This is a genomic window from Lentzea sp. NPDC058436 (assembly GCF_042721515.1).
GTDB lineage: Bacteria > Actinomycetota > Actinomycetes > Mycobacteriales > Pseudonocardiaceae > Lentzea.
The window spans coordinates 40521-61394 of the sequence record NZ_JBHXLF010000034.1 but is presented as its reverse complement, the minus strand read 5'-3'; the positions used below and the strand labels follow the sequence as shown (position 1 = coordinate 61394).

At 72.0% G+C, this 20874-nt stretch carries 8 protein-coding genes; 1 reads left to right on the top strand and 7 read right to left on the bottom strand.

Features of this window, described 5'->3' with window-relative positions; genetic code table 11:
* The 5 genes from ACFWN2_RS44725 to ACFWN2_RS44705 form a co-directional block, all read right to left on the bottom strand.
* Positions 1-533, bottom strand: a 533-nt coding sequence (locus tag ACFWN2_RS44725) for a hypothetical protein (RefSeq protein ID WP_382436805.1), incomplete at its 3' end; no start/stop codon positions are given.
* A 74-nt stretch (positions 534-607) separates the two neighbouring features.
* On the bottom strand, positions 608-997 hold the full coding sequence (locus ACFWN2_RS44720; RefSeq protein ID WP_382436804.1) for a hypothetical protein: 390 nt from the start codon (positions 995-997) through the stop codon (positions 608-610).
* Positions 994-1434, bottom strand: coding sequence for a YbaB/EbfC family nucleoid-associated protein (locus tag ACFWN2_RS44715; RefSeq protein WP_382436803.1), 441 nt, complete (start codon positions 1432-1434; stop codon positions 994-996). Before ACFWN2_RS44715 ends, ACFWN2_RS44720 begins: the two co-directional genes overlap by 4 nt.
* Before the next feature lie 147 nt (positions 1435-1581).
* Positions 1582-2229: a LuxR C-terminal-related transcriptional regulator gene (locus ACFWN2_RS44710; protein WP_382436802.1), complete on the bottom strand. Its 648-nt coding sequence runs from the start codon at positions 2227-2229 to the stop codon at positions 1582-1584.
* Positions 2230-2315: 86 nt separating this feature from the next.
* Positions 2316-2915 (bottom strand): type VII secretion system-associated protein, encoded by a 600-nt coding sequence (locus ACFWN2_RS44705; protein ID WP_382436801.1) that lies wholly within the window; start codon positions 2913-2915, stop codon positions 2316-2318.
* A gap of 231 nt (positions 2916-3146) precedes the next feature.
* Between ACFWN2_RS44705 and ACFWN2_RS44700 the strand changes: the two genes are divergently transcribed.
* Entirely contained in the window at positions 3147-3422 is a 276-nt protein-coding gene (locus ACFWN2_RS44700; RefSeq protein WP_382436800.1) for a hypothetical protein, read from the top strand.
* On the opposite strand, the gene ACFWN2_RS44695 is transcribed toward ACFWN2_RS44700, so the two are convergent.
* Positions 3403-4278 carry a class I SAM-dependent methyltransferase gene (locus ACFWN2_RS44695; RefSeq protein ID WP_382436799.1) on the bottom strand — a complete coding sequence of 292 codons (876 nt, stop codon included), beginning with the start codon at positions 4276-4278 and terminating at the stop codon, positions 3403-3405. The two genes, ACFWN2_RS44700 and ACFWN2_RS44695, sit on opposite strands and share 20 nt — an antisense overlap.
* A 275-nt stretch (positions 4279-4553) precedes the next feature.
* Entirely contained in the window at positions 4554-20174 is a 15621-nt protein-coding gene (locus ACFWN2_RS44690; RefSeq protein ID WP_382436797.1) for a hypothetical protein, read from the bottom strand.
* Between the last annotated feature and the right edge of the window lie 700 nt (positions 20175-20874).

Genomic DNA, 20874 nt, shown 5'->3' with positions numbered 1-20874 from the left:
ATCTGGAACAACTGCACACCCAGGTCCTTCAACACCTCATCCGCCAGCTCATGCACCCCCGCCAACGCCAACCGCCGCACAATCCCCATCACCGTCACCCGCGTCGCCGCCACCCGAGCCGCCAACACCGACAAACTCGCACCAAAAGTCGCCGCCGCCCACGCCACCGCCCGCGCGAACTCAAAAGCCAGATCCACCAACTCCACATAAATCATCAACTTCGCGTATTCGACCTCCGTCGCCGCCGCCCTCAAAAAACCACCCACACCCGCCACACCACCCCCCACGCCAGGAACAGAACCACGCACACCCCGCAAAAAACGCGACGCCTCCTCCCCCGCCGCACCTGACAACGACTCCCCCACCACCCCCTCCACTCCGCCCACAACCGAACCCAACGCCAACACATCCCCCACCACACCATCAAAAAACGCCGCATTCGCCCGCAACAAATCCTCATCACCACGCGGAAAATGCTGACCCATCGTGATCACGACAAGCCAATCCAGCTCAGGAGGAAAGGTCAGAGGCATTCGCTTCTCACTGACTCAAAAGAAAAGTCCCGGCAGCGTTGGCAACGCTGCCGGGACCGAACGAAGAGGTGTTGCTAGCGGGTTGTCCGGCCGGACGTCGTGGGTGCGGTGTCGGGCACGCCGTTGCCGATCGCCCGGTTCAGGTCTTCCGCGGCGCCGACCGTGCGCCGCGCCGCGCCCTCGTAGTTGGCCTGCAGTGCGCCCACGCCCTCGGACGCCGCCATGAACGCACGCACGAGGCCCTCCATCGCCGGCAACAGCGCGTGGAGAACCTTGATGAACTGGTCCTCGAACGTGCGCATTCCGCCGTCGGTGCCGAACATCGCTGTCACGTCGCCCTGTCCTGCCCTGTCTGCGATCCTGGCGTGGACGTCGCTCGCACGGCGGCTCAGCTCGCTCAAGTCTGCCTGCACGTCGTCTAGCCCGCTGGTGTTGACGCGGACGGTTTCGGGTCCGGTGCTCACTGGTCCTCCTTGGCGGTCTGCTCGTGGAACGGCGCGTCAGGGCCCAGGTACTCGCGGACCTCCGGCGCCATCAGCGAGTCGACGCTGAGACCCTTGGTCAGGTCCGCCTCGCCGCCGAGCATCTCGGCGATCGAGTCGCTGCCCTTCAACTGGCCGCCGACCAGTTCCATGACCGACTTCATCGCGTTGGCGCGCGCCTCACCGACGACCGCGAGCAGCACGTCCGCGAGCTCCTTGGGCGCCATGTTCTTGTAGGCACCGGTGGGAAAGGTGATCTCGGTGAGCTCGCCGTTCGAGTTCACGGCCACCTTCACCGCCTGCCTGGGCGCGACGGCGACACCGGAGATCTCCCGCATCCTGCGCTGCGTCTCGGCCAGGGACTCGCGCTGCCGCTGGAAGTCGGCCATCAACTCCTGGATCTTCGCGTCGAACGACATCAGGTCTCCCGTCTGGGGCAAGGGGAACGAGGTCAGCAACGGCGCTGTCCGAAGTCTGCGGCACGACCGGCGGCGGAGACCAGCAAGGCTGCCCCTCGCTACCAGGACCGGGGTACGGACGACCGCGATCGTCCACAAAGGCCGGTGTCAGATCGCCTTGACCCTGATGGCGTAAGCAACGGCGTGCGCGCGGTTGCTCAGGTTGAGGCGGTTCATCATGCCGTAGAGGATGTTCTTCACGGTGCGCTCGGAGTACTTCAGCTGCTCGGCGATGTCCGCGGTGCCGAGGCCGTCCGCCACCAGACGCATCACCTCCTGCTCCCGTGCCGCGAGGCCGGAGAGGGTGAGGCCGTTGGGTTCCAGCACTTCGCGGCGCAGCCGGTCGAGCTGGCTGAGCAACTGTCCCTGCAGCTGCGGCGGCAGGTCCGCCACCCCCTGCTTCGCGTGCACGATCACCGGGATGAGCCGGCTGGCCACGGCTTCGCGGCGCGGGAGGATCGCGAGCACTCCGTGCTCGATGGCGATCATCAGGTCGGTGCGGCGGAACTGGTCTGCGACCAGCACGATCCGCTGCCCGTCCGGTGCGGTGGCGCGGTCGCGCGCGTCGCGGATCTCCGCGAGCGTCTCGTCGGTCACGACGCCGCGGACGAAGACGAGCACGTCCGCGGCGGCCTTGGCGGACTCGGGCAGCAGCCGGATGTTCTGGTTGCCCGCGAGCACGGCGGGCACCCCGGACCGGGTGATCGGGTCGACCGCGTCGACTGCGACGGTGACGGTGGAGGTGGCGGGTTCCACGAGGCCTCCTCGTACGGACTGACGATGACGCGCGCAGTCTCCACCGCGAGACTCCACACATCATTCATTTGCCGTGAAGGCCCTGGTCAGCCGCCAGGAACAGGCTCGGGTCGGGCAGCGGCACGGGTGACGTGCTCCACGAACACCTCGCCGATCAACCTGATCGTCGCGGGACCTGCCGGGTTGATCAGCAGGTCGACCTGGTGCCTCGTCACGAGGTCGGCGAGCTCGCCCGCGGTCACCTCCCGCCAGTGCGCGACCCTCTCGACGTCCGCCCTGCGTGCGGGGGCGGTGGTGACGAGCATCGACATCACGTCGTCGGGCGCCGGCACGCAGATCACCACTCCCTCCTCGTCGACCGCGACGCCGTAGCTGTTGTCGCGCAACAGGGAGAGCACGTCGTCGACCGGCGCCGAGCCTTCCGCGACGAGCTGGAGCGTCGCGTCCACGGGATCGGTCGGCGAGTCCGGTGAGGCCGGCACGTAGTCCGGGTTGGAGTGGAAACGACCGGTCTCCCCGTCGGGTCCGACCAGCCAGCCGCCGACAACGGACTCGCGGGGTGGCATCGGCGCCTCCGCACCCTGCTCGACCGCGGGAGGCTTCCACGCCGGATCGACGAGGAACAGCCAGTGGCTCGCTTCCCCGTCCGGCGCTTCACCGGCAACGTCGTCCAGCGTCTCGGACACCGGAACCTCCCTCCTCGGTCTTCCGCCAGCGTGCCGCGTCACCCGTCCCGAGTCGCGGGTGACGGGTCGCCTCTGCCCCGCATGCCACCCGGTCTGCACGCGGCGGCAGGGTCCGAAGAGGCAGCGACGACGTCCGCGAGTACCAAACCCGGCGGCCGCACTGGTTCCTGGCGCACGCCAGGGGTTCCCATCGGTGAAGTCCGCACGACCTCCACGAACGAGGTGATCGTCATGACCGCGTTCCCTCCCACCGTCACCCGCCGTGAGCTCGCGCTGCTGCACGCCATCGCTGATGGACGTGCGCAGATGACCCGCAGCCGGGAACCCGACCTGTTCGTCGACGGCCTGGCGTCGTGCGACCAGGAGGCCGCTCGCCACCTGTCCCACGCGGGGCTGGTCGAACCCGTCGGCACGGGGCCCGTCGGCTCGCGGTGTGCGGCCAGGCTGACCGCGCTCGGCGCGACCCTGCTCGCGGAACTGCCCGCTCTCACCACCCGGCCGGCGTGAGCGGTTTGCGGCCGCAGGTGGAGATCAGCGGGTACGAGGTAAGCTCGAACGACGGGTCGTCCAGCAGCTCCAGGTAGTCGTCGAGCTCCTGCGCCTCCACCCCGGCGGCCGCGAGCCAGGGACCCAGTTCCAGCACCGAAGCGCGCAACACCTGCAACGCCACGTCCCCGCCGTGCCAGCACGCGGTCGCGCTCACGGCGCCGACGTCCACGAGCCCGGCCTCCTTCATCACGTCGCCGGCGGCGTCGGCGAACCCGAAGTCGCAGCCCGCGTCCGACAGCAGTTCCAGCACCCGCCACTGCACCCCGTAGAACGCACTCGCGCGGTCGGCCGACAGCACCCGCTGGTCCTTCGGCGACACCTCCTCGACGACGAGGCAGCCGCCCGGCACGAGCGCCGACAGCAGTCTCGTCACGAGCCGCACCCGGTCCGGCCGGTGGGTGAGCTGCAACCGCGCGTGCACCAGGTCGAACTGCTCCGCCGGCATCTCGTCGACCAGGAGGTCGTGACGGCGCACCGCGACGTTGGCGGCGGCGGTCAGCCGTTCGAGCTGGCGCGGGTCGTCGTCGGTCGCGAGCACGTGCCCGCCGGACCCCACCCGCTCGCTGAGCCACCCGGCGACGGCTCCCGTGCCGGCGCCGACCTCCCAGCACCTCGCACCCTCGCCGACTCCCACGGCACGCAGGAAGTCGACGGTCGGCTCGTCGTAGGCGGACTGCAACGCCGCCAGCCGGAACGGGGCGAGCGGCGTGCCCCGGTACCGGAGCGCGGAACTCGGCGCGGAGGTGTGGTCGTGTGCGCCGGGCGGCGGCTCGCCGTCCCGCTCGTCCCGTGCCCATTCGAATCCGATCGTCATCCAGGCTCCCTCGACAGCCTCGGGTCAACCGCTGCCGCGACCGACGCCGGGAAGGGACAAGAAGACTCCTCACCGGCCCGGGACACCTGCCGTTCGGGCACCGTTTTCCCTTTTTTCCAGCCGAAGCTGCCACCGCACCACGCGCGCCCACCCGATCGGACGAACGTCTCGGGTGCCGTCGCTCCAGTCGTCCTCACCTGTACTTGAACCCGATGGTTAGGACGTCCGCGGGGAACGGCTCACGACGTCGCACCTCCCGAAGCCCACCAGAGCGGTCAGCGACGGGAGAACGCGTCCACTGTGGACAGCGCGTCTCCGTCGGCGAGCACCGCGAACTCCGCCCCGTCCTCCACCCAGTACGCCCCGTCCTCGGCCCGCACCCCGGACGGGCCGGTCGCGTGGACGACGGTGCGACCCGGCAGTCGAGCAGCGATCTCGCGCGCGAGGCCGGTTCCCGCCGCCCGACCGACCAGCACGACGGGTGCATCGGGTGCACCCAGCCCGTCCACCAGGGCGGAGTCCAGCACGCTGTGCAACGCGGTGGCGTCGTCCACGACCAGCACGATCAAGTCGGGCGAGAAGTGCGGCACGGGCGGCCTTTCCGAGGTGACCCGCCCGTTGGCGTCCACCGACACGTAGGTGTGCAGCGCGACCGCGACCTGGCGGAGACCTTCGGTCAGGCTCGTGTCCGGTTCCGCGGTCAGGTGCACGAGGCGGTGTTCCCGCGACACCTGGAAGGTGCCCGGTTCGACAGCGGCGGCCTCTGCACGGAGGGCCCGTCGCACCTTCACCTCGCGGTTCCGCACGGGATGGTCCGCAGCGTCCTGCACGGTGACGTGTTCCGGCGCGATTCCCTCCGGGAACAGCACGTGCGCGGGCGCCTGCCGGTGCGGTCCCTCGTAGCGGGCGATGGTGGCGGCCACGTCCACGCCGCCGGGGACGGTGACGACGTAGAGGTGCCGGCCGAGACCGTGGTCGAGCGCCTCGGCGCGGTCGCGGGTGAACGCCACGTGGCCGGAGGTCTCGGGGGACGCGAGGTACTCGTACAGGTCGAGTCGGCCACCGGGTGGGGGGAAGCCTTCCTCGCGCACGTCGTCCGGCGCGCGGAAGTCCAAGGCGTACAAAGGTTCCGTGGTCGTGCGCGTCACCGGAGCCGGGAAGGTCGCGGCGGGCGCCTCGTCGGCGGAGGTGGGTTGGGCGGACGAGAGGTGGTCGACAGCGCTCCCGGCCGGCGTGGCGTGGTCGGCATCCCCGTCCACGGGCACGAGCCGGTCGATGCCGCTCCCGTCCGTCACCAGCCGGTCCCTGCGGCTCCCCTCCACCGCGGCACGGCCGGCGCCGAGCTTCGCGAGCTCCGTGCGGTAGGCCCGATACGCCTCCCACCAGCCGTCCCCGGCGGTCGTCAGTGCCCGCGCCGCCGCGGCGAGGCCCGCGGGGATCCGGTCCGGGAGAGTGTCGTCGGCGACGACCACGGCGTTGTCCACCGACACGTCGACCACGGCGGGGCCCCTGCGCGTCAGCCTGGCCGTCGGCCGTGCCACGAAGCGGACGTCGAGGTCGTGCGACCACAGGCCGGTGAGGTCGCCGGCCGCCCGGCTGGTGGACGAGGACAGGTCGTGGGTCTCCTCGGCCTCGGCCTCCCCCTCGGAGGCGACCCCGCCGATCGGGTCGATCGACGCGGCGAGCCCCGAGCCCCCGCCGAAGTACTGACGATCGCCGACGTGCTCGTAGCCGGGAGGCTGGGTGCCGCCGATGCCGGCGATGGCCGCGCGGGCCAGCCCCACCTCCATCTCCGCGGCCTCCCTGACCGACCGCGTGACCGAACCCGTGTCCTTCGTGGACACCGCGGTGCGGGCCGTCACGCCGGTCAGCACCGGCTCTGCCCGGCGGCGCACGTGCAGGTCCAGCGTGATCCCGGAGCCCGCGGGGAGGTCGAGCCGCACGCCGTCCGCGGCACCGGCCGGGAGCAACGCCTTGAACCGCGCCCCGCTGAGCTGCGCCCGCAACGAGCGCCGCACCTCCGACGGCACGTGGCCGACACCGGTCGCCTCGCGGTAGGCGGTCTCCGCCGCGTCGACGAGAGCGTCCAGGTCGGCCTCCACCCTGCTCACCCAGCCGCTGCCGAACGACCGCTCACCACGCCACCGCGTGATCTCCTCGGGCGCGGCCTGGCCGGCTGGCTGGACCGCGGGCGTGGAGGTCACGGCCCGCACGCCGGTCATCTCGTCCTCGGGCAGGTGCAGCAGCCTGAGCTCCCGCTCGGCGCGCGCCTCGGCGATCTGCCTGCCGTGCCGCTCGACCGAGACGGTGAAGCCGACCTGGGCCCGGTACGAGGCCAGCGGCCCGCTCGTCTCCGCCGTCCGCTCGCGCACGATCTTGCGGGCGTCCTTGCGCGTGCGCTTCCTGCGCCCCAGGACCACGTCCCCGATCAGGCCGCCACCGATGGTCGAGAAGGGGTTGCTGCGCGAGATGTTCTCGTTCGGCGCGGCTCCTCCGAGCTGCACGGCGGGCAGGACGACGGGCTCCAGCCGCCACGCCGTGCGGGTGAAGCCGCGGATCCTCGTGCCGAGCGAGACCGTCGTGCGCGTCTGGCGCAGCCCACCCTCGGTCAGGCCGGTGAACTCGGGCTCGGCCAGCAGCTCGTTCGACACCACCAGTTCGTAGGTCTCCCCTCTGAGGCGGTCCTCCAGCCGCAGTGGGCGCGGCACGCCGCCCGGCGAGTCCTCCAGCGAGGTCTGCGCGTCCGCGAGCCACTCCATGATCATCGCGTAGTTGTCGTTGCCCTGGCTGAGCGGAGACGACGGGACCAGCCTCGCCGCACGCGCCGGGCCCAGGACGCGCGCGAGGTCGCGGCGCAGTTCCGGCAGCACCGACCGCAGGTCGACCACACCGTCCACCGCGCCGATGCCGAGCCGCACGGGCCGTCCAGGGCGCAGGAAGGCCGGCGCGGGCACGGTGGCGTCCAGGTCCGTCGCGGGCCTGCTTCCCTCCACCGAAAGCGCGGGCACGGTGGCGTCCAGGTCCGTCGCGGACCGGTTGCCGTCCAACGAGAGCGAGTCCGGCGCGCGCACAGTGGCGTCCACATCCTTCGCGGGCAAGTTCCCCCGCACCGAGAGCGAGTCCCGCGCGGGAGCGGTGGCCTTGGCCTGCCTCGCCCGCAGCGCGTCGAGTTGCGCCGTGGTGACCCACGCCGTGACCGCCCGCGGCATCTCGAACCGCTCGTTCGCCGTCCCCGGATCCCCTGGCCGCCGGAAACCCCACGCGTGCCGCCACCGCCGCGACCTCACCTCGGCCGCGACGGACACGCGCACGCCGAACCGCACGAGGTGCAGCCGCTCCGCGGGGCGGGCGAGGGTGGTGCCGGTGGTGACGGTCGTGCCGGACTCCCGCGTGCTGGTGCCGTCGAGCATCAACGGGTTGTGCTCCAGCACCACGAGCGCGCCGGGCTTCGCCACCAGGTCACCGGGCGCGACGTCCCGGTAGAACCCGAAGGCGGTGGTGTCCACGACCCCCGTGGCGTTCCAGTCGACGCGCGAACCGGCACCGGACGCCGATCCCGTCGTCGTGGTCTCCGTGACGCGCTGCCACCGCTCGCCGGACAACCGCTCGACCTCCAGGGGGACGAACGAGACCTCGGCGGCGGCGAACTGCTTCAGCCGGCGACGTGGCCAGCTCAGGCCGTGGAAACCGGTGGTGCGGCTGAACAACCGCTGGTCCGCCCGCACGGCGTCCGGCGACAGCACGTTCTCGACGAGCGTGCTGTTGTCCGTCTCCGGGAACGAGAACACCGGGTCGCCGGACGCCAGGAAGAGCGCGTTCCTCACCGCCGCCCGGACGTGTTCCAGACCTCCGAAGCCCACGACCCGGATGCCGTCGAGATCGCGGGACAGCCCGTCCCTCAACAGGTCCGGCCCGTCCGGTGCGGGACGCAGCCCGAGACCGGGCACGTTCACCTCACCCTCGGTGCGGGTGACCGGTACCGGGTCAGGCCGCGTGCGCGACACGTGGGCCGCGGGCACCAGCACGTCCGCCTCCACGCGGATGCCCGCCTCCCGCGCCGTGTCGCCGGTGGCGGGGTCCACCAGGTCGATCGGCCTGGTCTCCGGCACGTGCAGGCCGGGCCTGCCGAAGCTCATGCCGCGCACCACCGCGTTGTGCCGGCGGGTGCTCGTGCCCGTCACCGTCCACTCGACGTTCGCCGTGAACCGGTGCGCGGGCTCGGGGGCAGGGCTCGCGCCGTCCGGCGTCCGGCCGACCTCCCGCTGCTCGGCCCTCCTCGTGGTGATGCCGGACAGGCCGGACCTGGTCCAGGTGAACGTGGTGTGCAGCGCCGTCACGAGCACCGCGGCCCGTCCGGCGAGCGCGGCGGTGATGCGGGACATGACGCCGCCTCCCACCGTCTTCCGGGACGTCGTCCTGTGTTCGGCGCCGGTGTCGTCCGTGACGGTGAGGACCTCCGGACCCGCGGGCGTGGTCACGTCGCCGGTGTCCCGCAGGTCCGACATCGCGGCCCTGACGGTGAACGACACGTGGTGGTCGTGCAGCCAGCCGTGCTCGGGCACCAGCGGGATCCGCAGGCCGTCCTGGGACAGCGCCCGCTCGGCGAGCAGCGACAGTCCGTCGTCGGTGAGCAGTCCGCGCAACGCGTCCCGCCGTCCCAGCCCGTGCCGGAGCCTGCGGCCCAGCGTGCGGCGCGCGGACGCGTCCGGGAACTGCTCCAGGAACCGGCCGCTGCTCAGGTACCACCGCCGGTGGCCGGGCACCGTGCGGACCGAGTTCTCGATCAGCTCCAGCAGCCGGTCGGCGACACCGGAGTGCTCCAGCGAGGCACCGGCGAGCGCCCGCCCCGACTCCAGTGCCTCGGGACCGTAGAGGTGGCGGGCAGGCTGCGGGGAGGCGATCTCGGGCTGCCGCGACGCCGGCTCCACCCACTCCACGACGCCCACGTCGTCCGGGAACGTCATCGCGGGCCGGCCCGGCACGCGGACCTCCAGGTCGAAGCGCCGTTCCTGCCGCTGGGCGGGCCCTCGGCGGGAGGTCTGGCCGGTCACCCGACCGGACCGCTGGATCTCCTGGTGCCGGCCGCGACCCGTGCCACCGGCGACGACCACACCGGCGACCACTCCCAGCGAGCCCTCGTCGAAGCCCGGCCCGACCATCGCCCTGACGTCCAGGGCACGTCCCGCCTCGCCCGTGGCGGACGTGCTCGTGCCGACCGACGTGACCGCGTCGAACTCCACGTCCGGCAGCGTCTGCAGCACTCGCGGCTCACCGCGCTCGACCAGCCGCATCTCGACCGCGCTCGGTGTGTCGAACCAGGACAGGAGCGGATGCGCGCCGGTGAACAGCATCTCCGACCTCACCCACCCGCGCCCGAGTGCCGCGTCCTCGCGGGAGACGGCGAGGTCGTGGTAGCGCCGCCGGACCGTGTCACCGCCGAGGAACTCGCGCAGCACCCTGCGTCCCTCGCTCCCCGGCTTGACCAGCGACCTCGGCAGGGCGGCCGCGACCTGGTCGAACAACCGGTGCCCGCCGTCCGCGCCCGGCGGCAGCCGCCTGCCCCGCTGCAGCCCCGGTGTCGTGCCGCGAATCGCGACGGACTCGACGTAGGAGCGCGTGCCGGGACGTCCGGTGACGCCCTCGACGTCACCGAGGCCCACCGGCACGACCAGTTCGGCGGTGCCGCCGACCTCCTCGACGTCACCGATCGGCCGCTGGCGGGCGTCCAGCAGGGTCAGCTCGACCTGCACGGGGACCGCGACCGCCCTCGCCGGCACCTCCAGTTTCAGCTCACGGGTCGTGCTCACCGCGGCGTCGTTGGACGACGTGACGACGTTGCTAGCGTCGGTTGAGAACCCGACCGTCCCCACGACCGAGAGGCCCGGTGCGGTGGGCACGATGATCAGGAGCATCGCCCTGTTCTCCTGGCGCGCGCCCACCGACGCCGAGAGCGTGCCGCCACGACCGGGACCGGTCAGCCCTGCCGACGACGTCGAGCTCTCACCGGTCACCGCCCCGCCCCAGTCGAACCGCGCCCTGCCGCGCAGCTCGTACCGCCGGCCGTCCACCACGACGTCCGCGCTGTGGCCCGCGCCCAGGAACCTGCCGATGTCGGTGCGCAACGCCTTGACGAACTCCTCCACGCCTTCGCGCGCACCCGACGGGAGCATGCCGTCCAGCGCGGCCGCGAAGGGCATCGTGAGGTCCTTGCGCTGCTGGGCCAGCCCCAGGGTTGTGTTCGCCCGCAGGTAGCCGGGCAGGTCGTGGACACCGGCGGGCGTCAGGGCCGTGAGCCTGCCGTCCAGGTCGGTGCCGTGCGGGGTCTCCGGCCCGGCGCGATGCCACGCGGGAGCGACCACGTCGTCAGTCCGCTCGTCCGGCCGCGAGTCGCGCGCGTAGTAGACGGTCGCTCCGCCGAGCCGTCGCGAGAGGGCACCGGCGACGTCCGCGCCGGACGGGTCGAGCAGCTGCACCGCCTCGCCCTCGGCCCAGCCCGCTCGCCCGAGGTCGGTGACGGCCTCGTCCACGACGGACGTCACGGGCGGGTGCGGGGTGGTGGGTGACTCGTCCGCGAACCGGACCTGCCGCACACCTCGGACGGGCGCGGGCCTCGGGGAGTCGCGGTGCGGGGAGTCGCGACGCGGTTCCGGCGCTGCCGCGAGGTTCTCAGTGCCGGAGTGACCGGATTTGCCGACTCCCGGCGCACCGGCGCCGCCGGGAACGTCAGCGAAGTCGCCGGGTCCGTCAGCGGCGTCGCCACGACCGTCACGGGCGTCGTCGGGACCGTCACGGCCGTCCCGTGTCACGCCCACGACCTCACCCGGCCGCGACAGGTCCGCCTCGGCGAGCAGGTCCGCAGCGAGGTGCCGGGTCTCGGGCTGCCGGGCCAGGAACTCCGTCGCCGCACGCCAGATCGCAGCCGCGTGCTGATGCACGGACAGCGCGTCGACCACGTCCCCCACGCGCAGGGGCCCGGTCCTGCCTGCCGCCCGGTGTGTGAACAGCCGGTGCGCCAGCGTCTGCACCAGGCGCTCGGCCACGTCGTTCGCGTCGCCGGGCAGGCCGGTGCCCGCGACCGGTTCGCCGCCCGCCCACCGACCGGGCTCGTACGTCTCGCGAAGCCAGCTGCGACCGATGTCCGGCACGGTGACCTCCCCGGACAGGTCGACGAGGTCACCTCCGAACCGGTGCGCGGCCTCGTGGCCGAGAAGGCGTCGCGCCTGCGCCTGCCCACCGGCGGTGATGTCGTCGCTGAACGCGTCGTAGTACTCCCGCAGCTCCATGTCGCCGCGGCCGAACACCTCGTCCACCGGCAGCAGGACGACGCCGTGCTCCCCCGCCCACGCCGCCAGGTCGGCGCCCCGCCCGGCGGTCACCTCCGACCTCGTGTGCCTGGTCCACAGCACGACGCGGGCGTCCTGACGGGTCCGCTCGGCGAACCTGCCCAGCTCCGCGAGGTCCGCCACCGGACGGCCGTCGTCCACCGCGTGGCGCAACCTGGTGACGGCCGCACCGGCAGGCTTTCGGCCCTGCCGCAGCGGGGCCGGGAGAGCGGCGATCTCGTCGTTCTCCGCGAGGTCGAGCGTCGGCAGCGCGTCGGCGGAGAGGATGGAGCGGTCGCCGCGCGGCAACGGCGGTGTGCGCCGGGCGAAGAAGTCAGGACCCAGCACCTGCGGGTGCGGGCGGAACCGCTCCGGTCGCGTGGCGCCGCGGGTGAGCGCGGCCAGGACGTCCTGTTCACGCACCTCGCCGCCACCCGGTTCGAAGAGCTGACGCACCGCCGACCGGCTCTCCAGCAACCTCACCGCACGCCCCGTCTGCGGCGGTGCGGACTGCCCGTCCGCGAGCAGCTGGTCCACCGCGGTCCGGTCACCGTTCAGCTCACCCCTGATCCGCATCGGGGCTCCCAGCTCCAGACCGATCTCCCGGACGAGTTCGTCCGAAGTGGACAGCAGGAAGCGGGCCTGCGCCGGCAACCCGGCCACGCCAGGAGGTTCGCCGACCAGACCGATGTGTTCCAGCACAACGGCCACCGCTCCGACCGGGTCGGAGAGCCCCCGCGGGTCGGTGGCGACGCGGTCGTACAGCTCTGCCAGGTCCAGATCGGCCCTCCCCGGCGAGGCCGCCCGGACCCGGTCGGCCGCCCACTGGAGCACCGGCGCCAACAGGGCCCGGTCCAGCGCGGCTCGATCCACCTCCAGCAGGACGGGCACACCGGCTTCCGGTGTCAGCGAGGTCGCCGCGGTCACCGCCTCCAGCAGCGCCGACAGGTCCCGCCCGTAGCGCGTCACCGGCCGGGCCAGCGCGGACCGGTCGTCGGACGGCGGCAACGGCGGTAGCGGCTTGTCGACGTCGGCGGCCGGGGGCCGCTCGACCGACACGTCCTCGACGGCACCGGGTCGCTCCTCGTGCGGTGCGGCACGCCAGGTGGTGACCGTGCCGTCGAGTGCCGTCTCGATCACGCGCACCGAGGTGCCGAGTTCGAACGCGATCTCGCGGGCCAGCGCGTCCGGCGACAGGGCCAGCAACGCCACCTGGTGCGGCAACGGCGGCAGGTCACCCGCCCGGTGGAGATCGCGGACCCGGCGAACCTGCGCGAGGACGTCGTCCAGCAGGTCGTCCGGACCGGTCTTCTCGCCCAGCAGCCTCCCTGGATCGGCCGCGAGGTCGTCGTAGCGCGCGGCCAGGCGCACGTCCCCGGTCCGCACCTGGTCGGCCGCCCACCTCAACACCGGGGGCAAAAGATCGGTGTGCAGGCCCGCGCGGTCGAGTTCCAGCGTGACGGGCAGGTCCGTGCCGAGCCTGGCGCGGACCCTGGACGCGATCACCTCACCGGCCTGGAACGCCGTCCCGCCGTTGGCCGCGAGGTCGCGGAACTCGGCGGTCAGGTCGACGGGCGTGGTGAGGTCCGGGAGACCCCGCAGCAGGCCGTGCTCGTCCTGCGCGGTCAGCAGAACCGTCGCCGCCACGCCGTCCAGGGGCCGCCCGGTGCCGCGCACCCGGATGTCCACATCGGACAGCTCGATCCCGGTGCCCTCCAACCGCTCTCCCAGCTCACGAGCGAGAGCGCGACCTGCCACACCGGCCGTGTCACGGGTGTGGCCGACCACCACGACAACGGGACGCCTGTCCTGCCGGTGGAGGTCCCTCGCGGTCGGCAGGAGGTCGGTGACGACGTCGCGGACCGCACGCCGGGTGATCCCCGGGAGGGTGCGTCGCACCACCGGTGGCGGGGCCTGCGGCTCGGGGGAGGTCTGCCGGCTCAGCATCGACTGGAGCTCGGACCGGAACACGTGGGTGTACACGTCGCCGGTCGCGAACTCGCTCGCGAACCGGCCGGTGACCTTCGGCTGGTGGAACAGACCGTGGTTGCGGCCCTCCGCCACGACGCGGAACCGGCCGCGGAACCGGGCCATCACCACGACCTCCCCGTCGCCGGGTGCGGCACCTCCGGCCCCGTCGTCCGCGGACGGGCCTGCGGCGTCGGCGAACTGCTTGACGTGCTGCTCGCGGCGCAGGTTCACGTTGTCGGTGCTGGCCTGGCTCGACGGCAGCACCCGGCCCTGGGACGTGCTCGGCGTGAACTGGTGCCCGGCCTCCTCGTTCATGTGGGCGGTCGCGCTGCCGCCGGCGTCGAGGCCCAGCCTCCAGTGGTCGAAGCTCGCGTTCGCGGACGTGCTCTCCTGGCTCTTCGAGTACCGGCCGGTGCCGGTGCCCCGCAGCGCCGCGACCTCCTCGACGTCGTACAGGTCTCCCTCCAGCCACAGGGCGACGCGGTCGGCGGGCCTGCCGGGGACGATCAGCTCCGCGCTGAGCAGGTACCGGTTCCCCGCCGTCGCCTCGTGCAGGTGGGCGCTGAGGTGCGACCGCGCGAGCACCACCGAGGGGTTGAGCGAGACGTGCCTGTCCGGGTCCCCTCCCGAGGGTCCGAGCACGTCGCGCAACAGGGCGGTGGCCGTGGGCAGCAGGTCGTCGAGCAGGACGCCCGTGACCGTGGCGTCGCCGGGGAGCGCGGGAGCCGGCAGGAAGGTCCGCGGCCTGGGCCCGGCGATCGGCCTCCCCTCCAGCACCGACTTCGGCATCTGCAGGTCGATCGTGCCGCGCACGGTGATCTCGCGCGCGTCGCCGGACGCGACGAGGTTCGGGAACCTCCTCGCGGCGCGCAGGAGGGCGTTGTTGATCGGCCGCCCGTTCATGTCGAGCCTGCGCACCGAGATGGTCACCTGCTGGCCGATGCTGACCAGGTACTTGCCGCTCCAGTCGTAGGCGGTCTGCTCGGCGATCTGGGTCTCGGCGCGCGTGGTCCCGCGGTGGTGCCCTTCCGCGAACCGCGCGGCGGCACGGCCCGAGCCGCGGGTGTCGCCGGCGGATCCCTTGAGCGAGAAGCTCTGTGCCCCGTCCCGCGACCTGCCGGACGACTCCGCGCTGTAAGCGTGGTCGTACTTCTCCAGGCCCGCGTTGGGCAGCTGGTCGACGACCTCGGGCAGGGAGGTGAGGGTGCCGGTCAGCCGGATCTCCACGACGTCGCTGAGCACCCAGCCGACCTGGTTCACCAGGTACAGCACCACGCCGTTGGCGGAGAGCAGCTCACCCCAGAGCGCGTCGTCCCTGCCCTTGGCGAGCACGGCCTGCAGCGCGGTGACACCACCCTGCAGCCGTCCGACGAGGTCGCCACCGGCTCCGACCACGTGCGGATCAGCGCTGAGCAGGCCGGGCGCGACCTCGTCGACGAGCGCGCGGGCCTGGGCGAACAGCGAGGTCGTGCCCGAGCCCTCGTGGTGGCGGAACTCGACGTCGTGGACGCCGGTGAAACCGAGGAAGTTGTTCTGGGTGTTCGGGTTGGTCAGGTAACGGGGCATCATCAGGCCGGCGAACGGGTCGTCCTCGGCGAGCCTCAGGTCGAAGACCTCCCGCAGCGACGTGCGGCGCGCGGGATCGGACACGGTGTGCAGACCACCGGTCGCGTGCCGCTGCTCCAGGAGGAGCGCCCAGTTCAGCAGGCGGTTCGCGAGCTCGTCGTCGCGGTCCGGCGTGTCGCGCGCCCACCGCGTCAGCACGCCGGCGACGAGGCTCCCGCTCAACGCGACCTCGTCGTGCTCCCAGCGGGTCATCGCGTCGCCGAGCTGCTCGTCGCTCACGACGAGGTCTCCCCTGGCGTGCCGCGCGAGTGCCTCCGGTTCGGACAGCACGAACCGCGCCCTCCCCGTCACGGGCTCCCTCCGGCCGTCGTCGCCGGACCAGACCTTCAGCTTGGCGTGGCGCTCCAGCTTCGCCGCGACGTCGAAGACGACCTCGGACTCGAACGCGTAAGCGCGGTTGAAGTCGAGCTGGATGTACTCCTCGCCACCGGTCCGCGACAGGCTCCTCGACGTGTTCTGACCCCAGGCGCGCGACGCCGTCCCCCCGACGGTGCCGTTGACGCCCTCGTCAGTCCTGCCGTAGGTGAGGTCGAACTGGTCCCACGTCCACCCGGTGCCACGCGAGCTGTTGTCGGAGGCGATCTGCAACGACAGCTTGATGACACCGAGGACGAACTTGCTCTTGGTGCTGCCGACGAACGTCGTGCCGCCGAGGGTCGCGCTGATGTCCGCGACGGCGTGGGTGTCGTAGACGAGTCCTGGTTCGAAGAACTGGTCCGAGGTGAACTCGCCGTTGACGATCTCCTTCAGGAACGCCCGCAGCACGATCGAGCTGGAGAAGGTGTTGATCTCCTGGTCCGCGTAGCCCGCGGGACCGGCCAGGTCGTCGAGCATGGTGCGCAACACGGGCCGAACGCCGAAGCTGTCGAGGTGGTAGACGGCTCCGTGGGTGAGGATCGACCTTGGTGGCGTGGTGGAGCGCCGACCGCTCAGGTCGCCGTCGCCGTCGAGCGGGATCAGCAGTGCCAGGGACGACTGGTCGTGGAGCTCGAACGGGTCCGGGTCGCGGCGTCCCGTGAGCACGTGGCCGCGCGGGCCGGAGTGCTGGTACTCGATCGTCGCGGTGAAGTCGCTCGACATCGCGTACACGTCGAGCGTTCCGGGGAACTCGAGCAGCTCCGGCCGGTTGGTGAGCATCTCGGACGTGTTGCCGGCCGCGTAGCTGCGGGCGTAGCCGCCGCCCATGCCGAGCTGCCAGTTCGCCCCCAGCAGGGCGGCGAGCCTCGCCTTGACGGAGAACTTGCGGGACGCCCTGGTGGAGAAGCCGAAGACCCCCATGCCCATGCCGAGGTTGACGGCGTGGAAGTCGTCGTTCTCCCCCAGGTACGTCACCTCGGGGGACTGCCTCGCCGTCAGCGTGATCTTGGCCGAGTCGAGGTCGGTGGTGATGCCGGCGAAGCCCTTGCGCCGTTGCAGCGTGAACGTGAGACCGTCCTGGTGCAGCAGGTCCCAGCCGGACTCGATGCCGTTGCGGGACAACACCTTGTGCAACAGCATGTGGTTCTCGTGCACGCTGTTCAGCGCCTGGCCGTGGGACCACCACCGGTGGTCGCGCAGGTAGTCCTCGCCCGGCGGCAGGAAACCGTGCTCCTGCAGTGCGGGCACCAGCAGCTCCAGCAGACCATCCACAGTGGACTGATCGATCTCCACGATGCCGGTGCCGATCCCCCTGCCCCGCGACAGGAGCGACGGCTCCGGCGGGTCGGCCCGCCCGGTCAGGGCGGCGCGGACCACGGTCCGCGGGTGGCCCACCGGCCTGACCGGCAGCGGCACCGTGCTCAGGGCTGCGTCGACGGGAAGCCCGTGCTCCAGCGCCGCCGTCTCCGGCATGCGCACCGTCGCCGAGACGGGCACCGGCTCGGTCTGCGGGGTGATCAGGTAGTCCCCGCCGCGCACGCGCACGCGGGCGGTGACGGTGAAGTCCATCGAATAGGCGGCCGTGCGACCGCTGTAGCGCGGCACGAGCACCCAAAGGCCGTTCTGGGCCGTGCTGACCGAGTCGCTCCTCGACGCCGTCAGCCCCGCCGACACGGTCAGGTTCAGGCCCGCGTCCGAACCGTTGAGATCGCGCAGACCCAGGGTGGTGTTGGCGTTGGCCTCCCACGAGTGGCTCACCACGTGGTCGCCGCCGGTGCCGTCGATGAAGGTGCGGACGTCCTCCAGGTGCGACCGGTCGGTCGCGACCCCGACCGGCTGCGCCTGGTCCTCGCGGACCGCGCGCAGGGAGACCGTCGCGATCAACCGTCCCCGGTCGTCCCTCAGCTCGAACTCGTAGCCCCGCGGGTCGTTCACGGCCCGGTCGAGGTTCGCGTCGAGGTTCGCCAGCTTCTGTGCGAGCTCGCCCCAGGTGAGGTCGGCCGGGCGCATGCTGACACCGTTGTCGCGCAACACCTCCGCGATGGAGTCGTGGAGCAGTGGCACGTTGCTCAGCCCGTAGGCGAAGTAGTAGCTCGGCAGGCCGCGGCGAAGCTCGGCGGGCACGCCGGGGGCGGTGGACTGAGGACCGGGCGTCTCCAGGTAGTGGCTCGCCGTCCAGAGCAACAGGGGCGCGGGAACGCCGACCGGCGTCGCGGGCACGTTCGCCCAGGACTCGGGCGAACTGCGCCGCCGAACCACCCACCGGGCGCGGTTCTCCACCAGGGTGTGCGGCGAGCGGTTGTCCTCGACGTGGCCGCCCTCGGCGTCGATGATGCGCCTCGTCGACCGGTTGCTCTGGTTGAAGACGAAGCTCGCATCGCCGCCGACCGACACCAGCTGGAGCGGCCCGGCGCCGAGGCCGATCCCGAAGCCGAGGTTGAGGTTGACCGCGGTCGTGGCGGTCTGTCCCGCGTGCACCTGCTGGTAGGCCCCAAGCCGGAACACGCTGTTGACGGTGCCAACGGCGGTGAAGTTGTGCGTCTCCGCCTCGGCCCCGTCCTGGTAGGCGCCCGCCGGCCGGTCGACCACCCGGACGTGCTCGACCTCCAGGCTGATCAGCACCTCGTCGTCGCCGATCCGCCGCAGCAACCCGGTGACGCTGGAGGACCCCTTGGGCTGCGCGACGTACCGGTAGTTGCTGAGCAGGTCCTGGTGCAGCCGGTGCCACGCCGAGTCGGGTACGTCGGCGGACCCGCTCCTGAGCACGTCGACGAGTTCGGCGATGCCGGGCAACCCGGCCCTCGGCACACCGACGGTGGTGATCGCCGGGTTCACCACCCGCGCGTCCGGCACGACAACGGCCTCCGGCGCGACCGCGGTCTCGGACGGGTCGATGGTCTGCCCGTCCGTCAACACAGTCACGTTCTCGCCGAGGAACTCCCGCAACGACGACGCCACCTGCTCAGCGCCGGGCATGGTCAGCACGACCCGCCGGCCCGGCGTCTTCGCAGCGATGACCCTCGCGACCGTATCGGCGGAGACCTCCCGTCCCCCGACCTCGATCCGCCCACCTCGCACTCGGGCGGTCACCGCGACCTCGCCTGGTCCCAGCCCGCCCGTCAGGCCGTTCAGGTCCACGCTGCTGAGGCCGATGTTCCGCGGTGCCACCGGGAGCGCGAGGACCAGCGGTCCGTGTTCGTCGGTGAACAGGTGGGCGTCGCGGAGGAGTTCGTCCAGCGGGACCGGGTCGAGCGGTGGCTCGGGGGTGGGCTGCCGTTCGTGCTGTGAACTGGCCACGACCGCTGCAGGCGCCTCCACCGCAGGCGCTTCCACCGTCGGCGCCTCGAACTCGGGCGCCTCGACAGCAGGCGCCTCTACCGCAGTCATGTCACCCTCAGGCGCTTCGACCTCGGGGGGCGACTCCACCGGACGGTCGGCGACCGGGGCACCGTACGCCCCTCCACCGACCTCCGGGTGCCTCGCCAGCAAGTCCTGGTGCAGAGCGATGACCTGGCGCGGAGACAGGTTCCACGCGACGAGGTCGCGTTCCGCCTGCAACACGGCGGACTGCGCGGCGACGAGACCGTCGATCGCGGCCGCTTCCCGTTCTGCGGGGGCGGGCGTCGAGGAGAAGTCACGCCGCCGCTGCACCGCCGCCACCTCACGCTGTGCGGCGGCCAGCCCCGTCAGTGCCTGCTGGTGGTTCCCCCAGGCGTCCATCGGGGTGCGGGGGAACGTCTCGTGCCTGCCGTCGAACGTGGGAGCCGGGCTGTCGCCGCGCAGCTGGTCGAGGCCGGTGGACAGGTCGGTGCGCAGCGCAGGTGGCGCCAGTTCGAAGCCCGCGATGGGTGCGTGTGCATCGGCGGAGTCGTTGGCGCGCAACGGGTCGGCGGCGAGAGAAGGGGCGGCGGCGTACACCGGGTCGGCGGTGGCGGGGACTTCGGCTGCAACGCTGCCGGAGGTGGTTCGGTCAGGCGCTGCGTACCCGTCGGAGGCAGGAGTGGCGGAGTCGCGCGAGTAGCTCTCGGAGGCAGCAGTGACGGAGTCGCGCGAGACGCCGTCGGAGGCGACAGAGGGGGCGCTCGCCGTGGAAGGATCGTCGAGGGTCGCAGCGATGTCGGTTGCCTGGGACACCGCCACGGTGTGAGAGCCGGGCGCGGAGTGCTGCGCGGATGCGGGCGTGCCCGTCACCGCCTCAGCGGGTTCCGCGGCCCCGGCCTGTCCGGGAGGGCTGACGGATGTCGTCCCGTGGCCTGTCGAGGTGGCCTGCGAGTCGGTCGGGGACGTGTGGGCGTCCACCGAGGCGGTCTGCGCTTCGGCCGACGTGACTCGCGAGTCGGCGGAAACCGCCGGGCCGTCCGACCACGTCACCGCCGAATCGGCAGATGTTGCTGGGGAGTCCGTGGCCGACGGCGGGGCGGCGGGCTGCCCCCGATCGGCGGTGCCGGTCGAGTCCGTGCCGGCCGCGGCGGTGCCCTGCCCCATCGCACCGGTCGAGACCGTTGTACCGCGTGCCACCTGGCCCGGCCCCGGCGATGCCGCGCTCCGCGCCTGCTCGGCACCGGTCGTGGCGGGCCTGGGCGGTACCGCGGTCATCTGGGACGCAACAGGTCCTGGCACGTCCGTTCCCTCCGAAACAGAAACGTCCGACACACCCGAAATCTCCGGAACGTCGATGTCCGGAACCGTCGTGGACAACCCGGAAAACCCACCCACAAAACCTGTCACACCACCCGACAACGCCGACAAACCGAAATTCTCCCCCGAGGTCCCGTAAATCCCCTGCATCGCCCCACCCACAAAAACCTCGGTCGACGCCTCCGTCACCGCCCCCGACACCAAACGACCCCACCCATTCGCCACCACCGACCCCACCACCCGATCCACCCCCACCCCCGCCACCCCAGCAAAACCACCCGCCAACGCCCCACCCACCGCCGACGCCCCCAAACTCTCCCCGGACAAAGACTCCCGACCATCCAGAGCCGCCATCTGGAACAACTGCACACCCAGGTCCTTCAACACCTCATCCGCCAGCTCATGCACTCCCGCCATCGCCAGCCGCCGCACAATCCCCATCACCGTTATCCGCGTCGCCGCCACCCGCGCCGCCAACACCGACAAACTCGCACCAAACGTCGCCGCCGCCCACGCCACCGCCCGCGCGAACTCGAAAGCCAGATCCACCAACTCCACATAAATCATCAACTTCGCGTATTCGACCTCCGTCGCCGCAGCCCTCAACAAACCACCCACCCCCGCCACACCACCCCCCACCCCAGGAACAGAACCACGCACACCCCGCAAAAAACGCGACGCC

Bases quoted from the DNA above. Each gene is read 5' to 3' on its own strand.
- ACFWN2_RS44695 (WP_382436799.1), bottom strand. From the start codon at position 4,278: ATGACGATCGGATTCGAATGGGCACGGGACGAGCGGGACGGCGAGCCG.
- ACFWN2_RS44700 (WP_382436800.1), top strand. From the start codon at position 3,147: ATGACCGCGTTCCCTCCCACCGTCACCCGCCGTGAGCTCGCGCTGCTG.
- ACFWN2_RS44715 (WP_382436803.1), bottom strand. From the start codon at position 1,434: ATGTCGTTCGACGCGAAGATCCAGGAGTTGATGGCCGACTTCCAGCGG.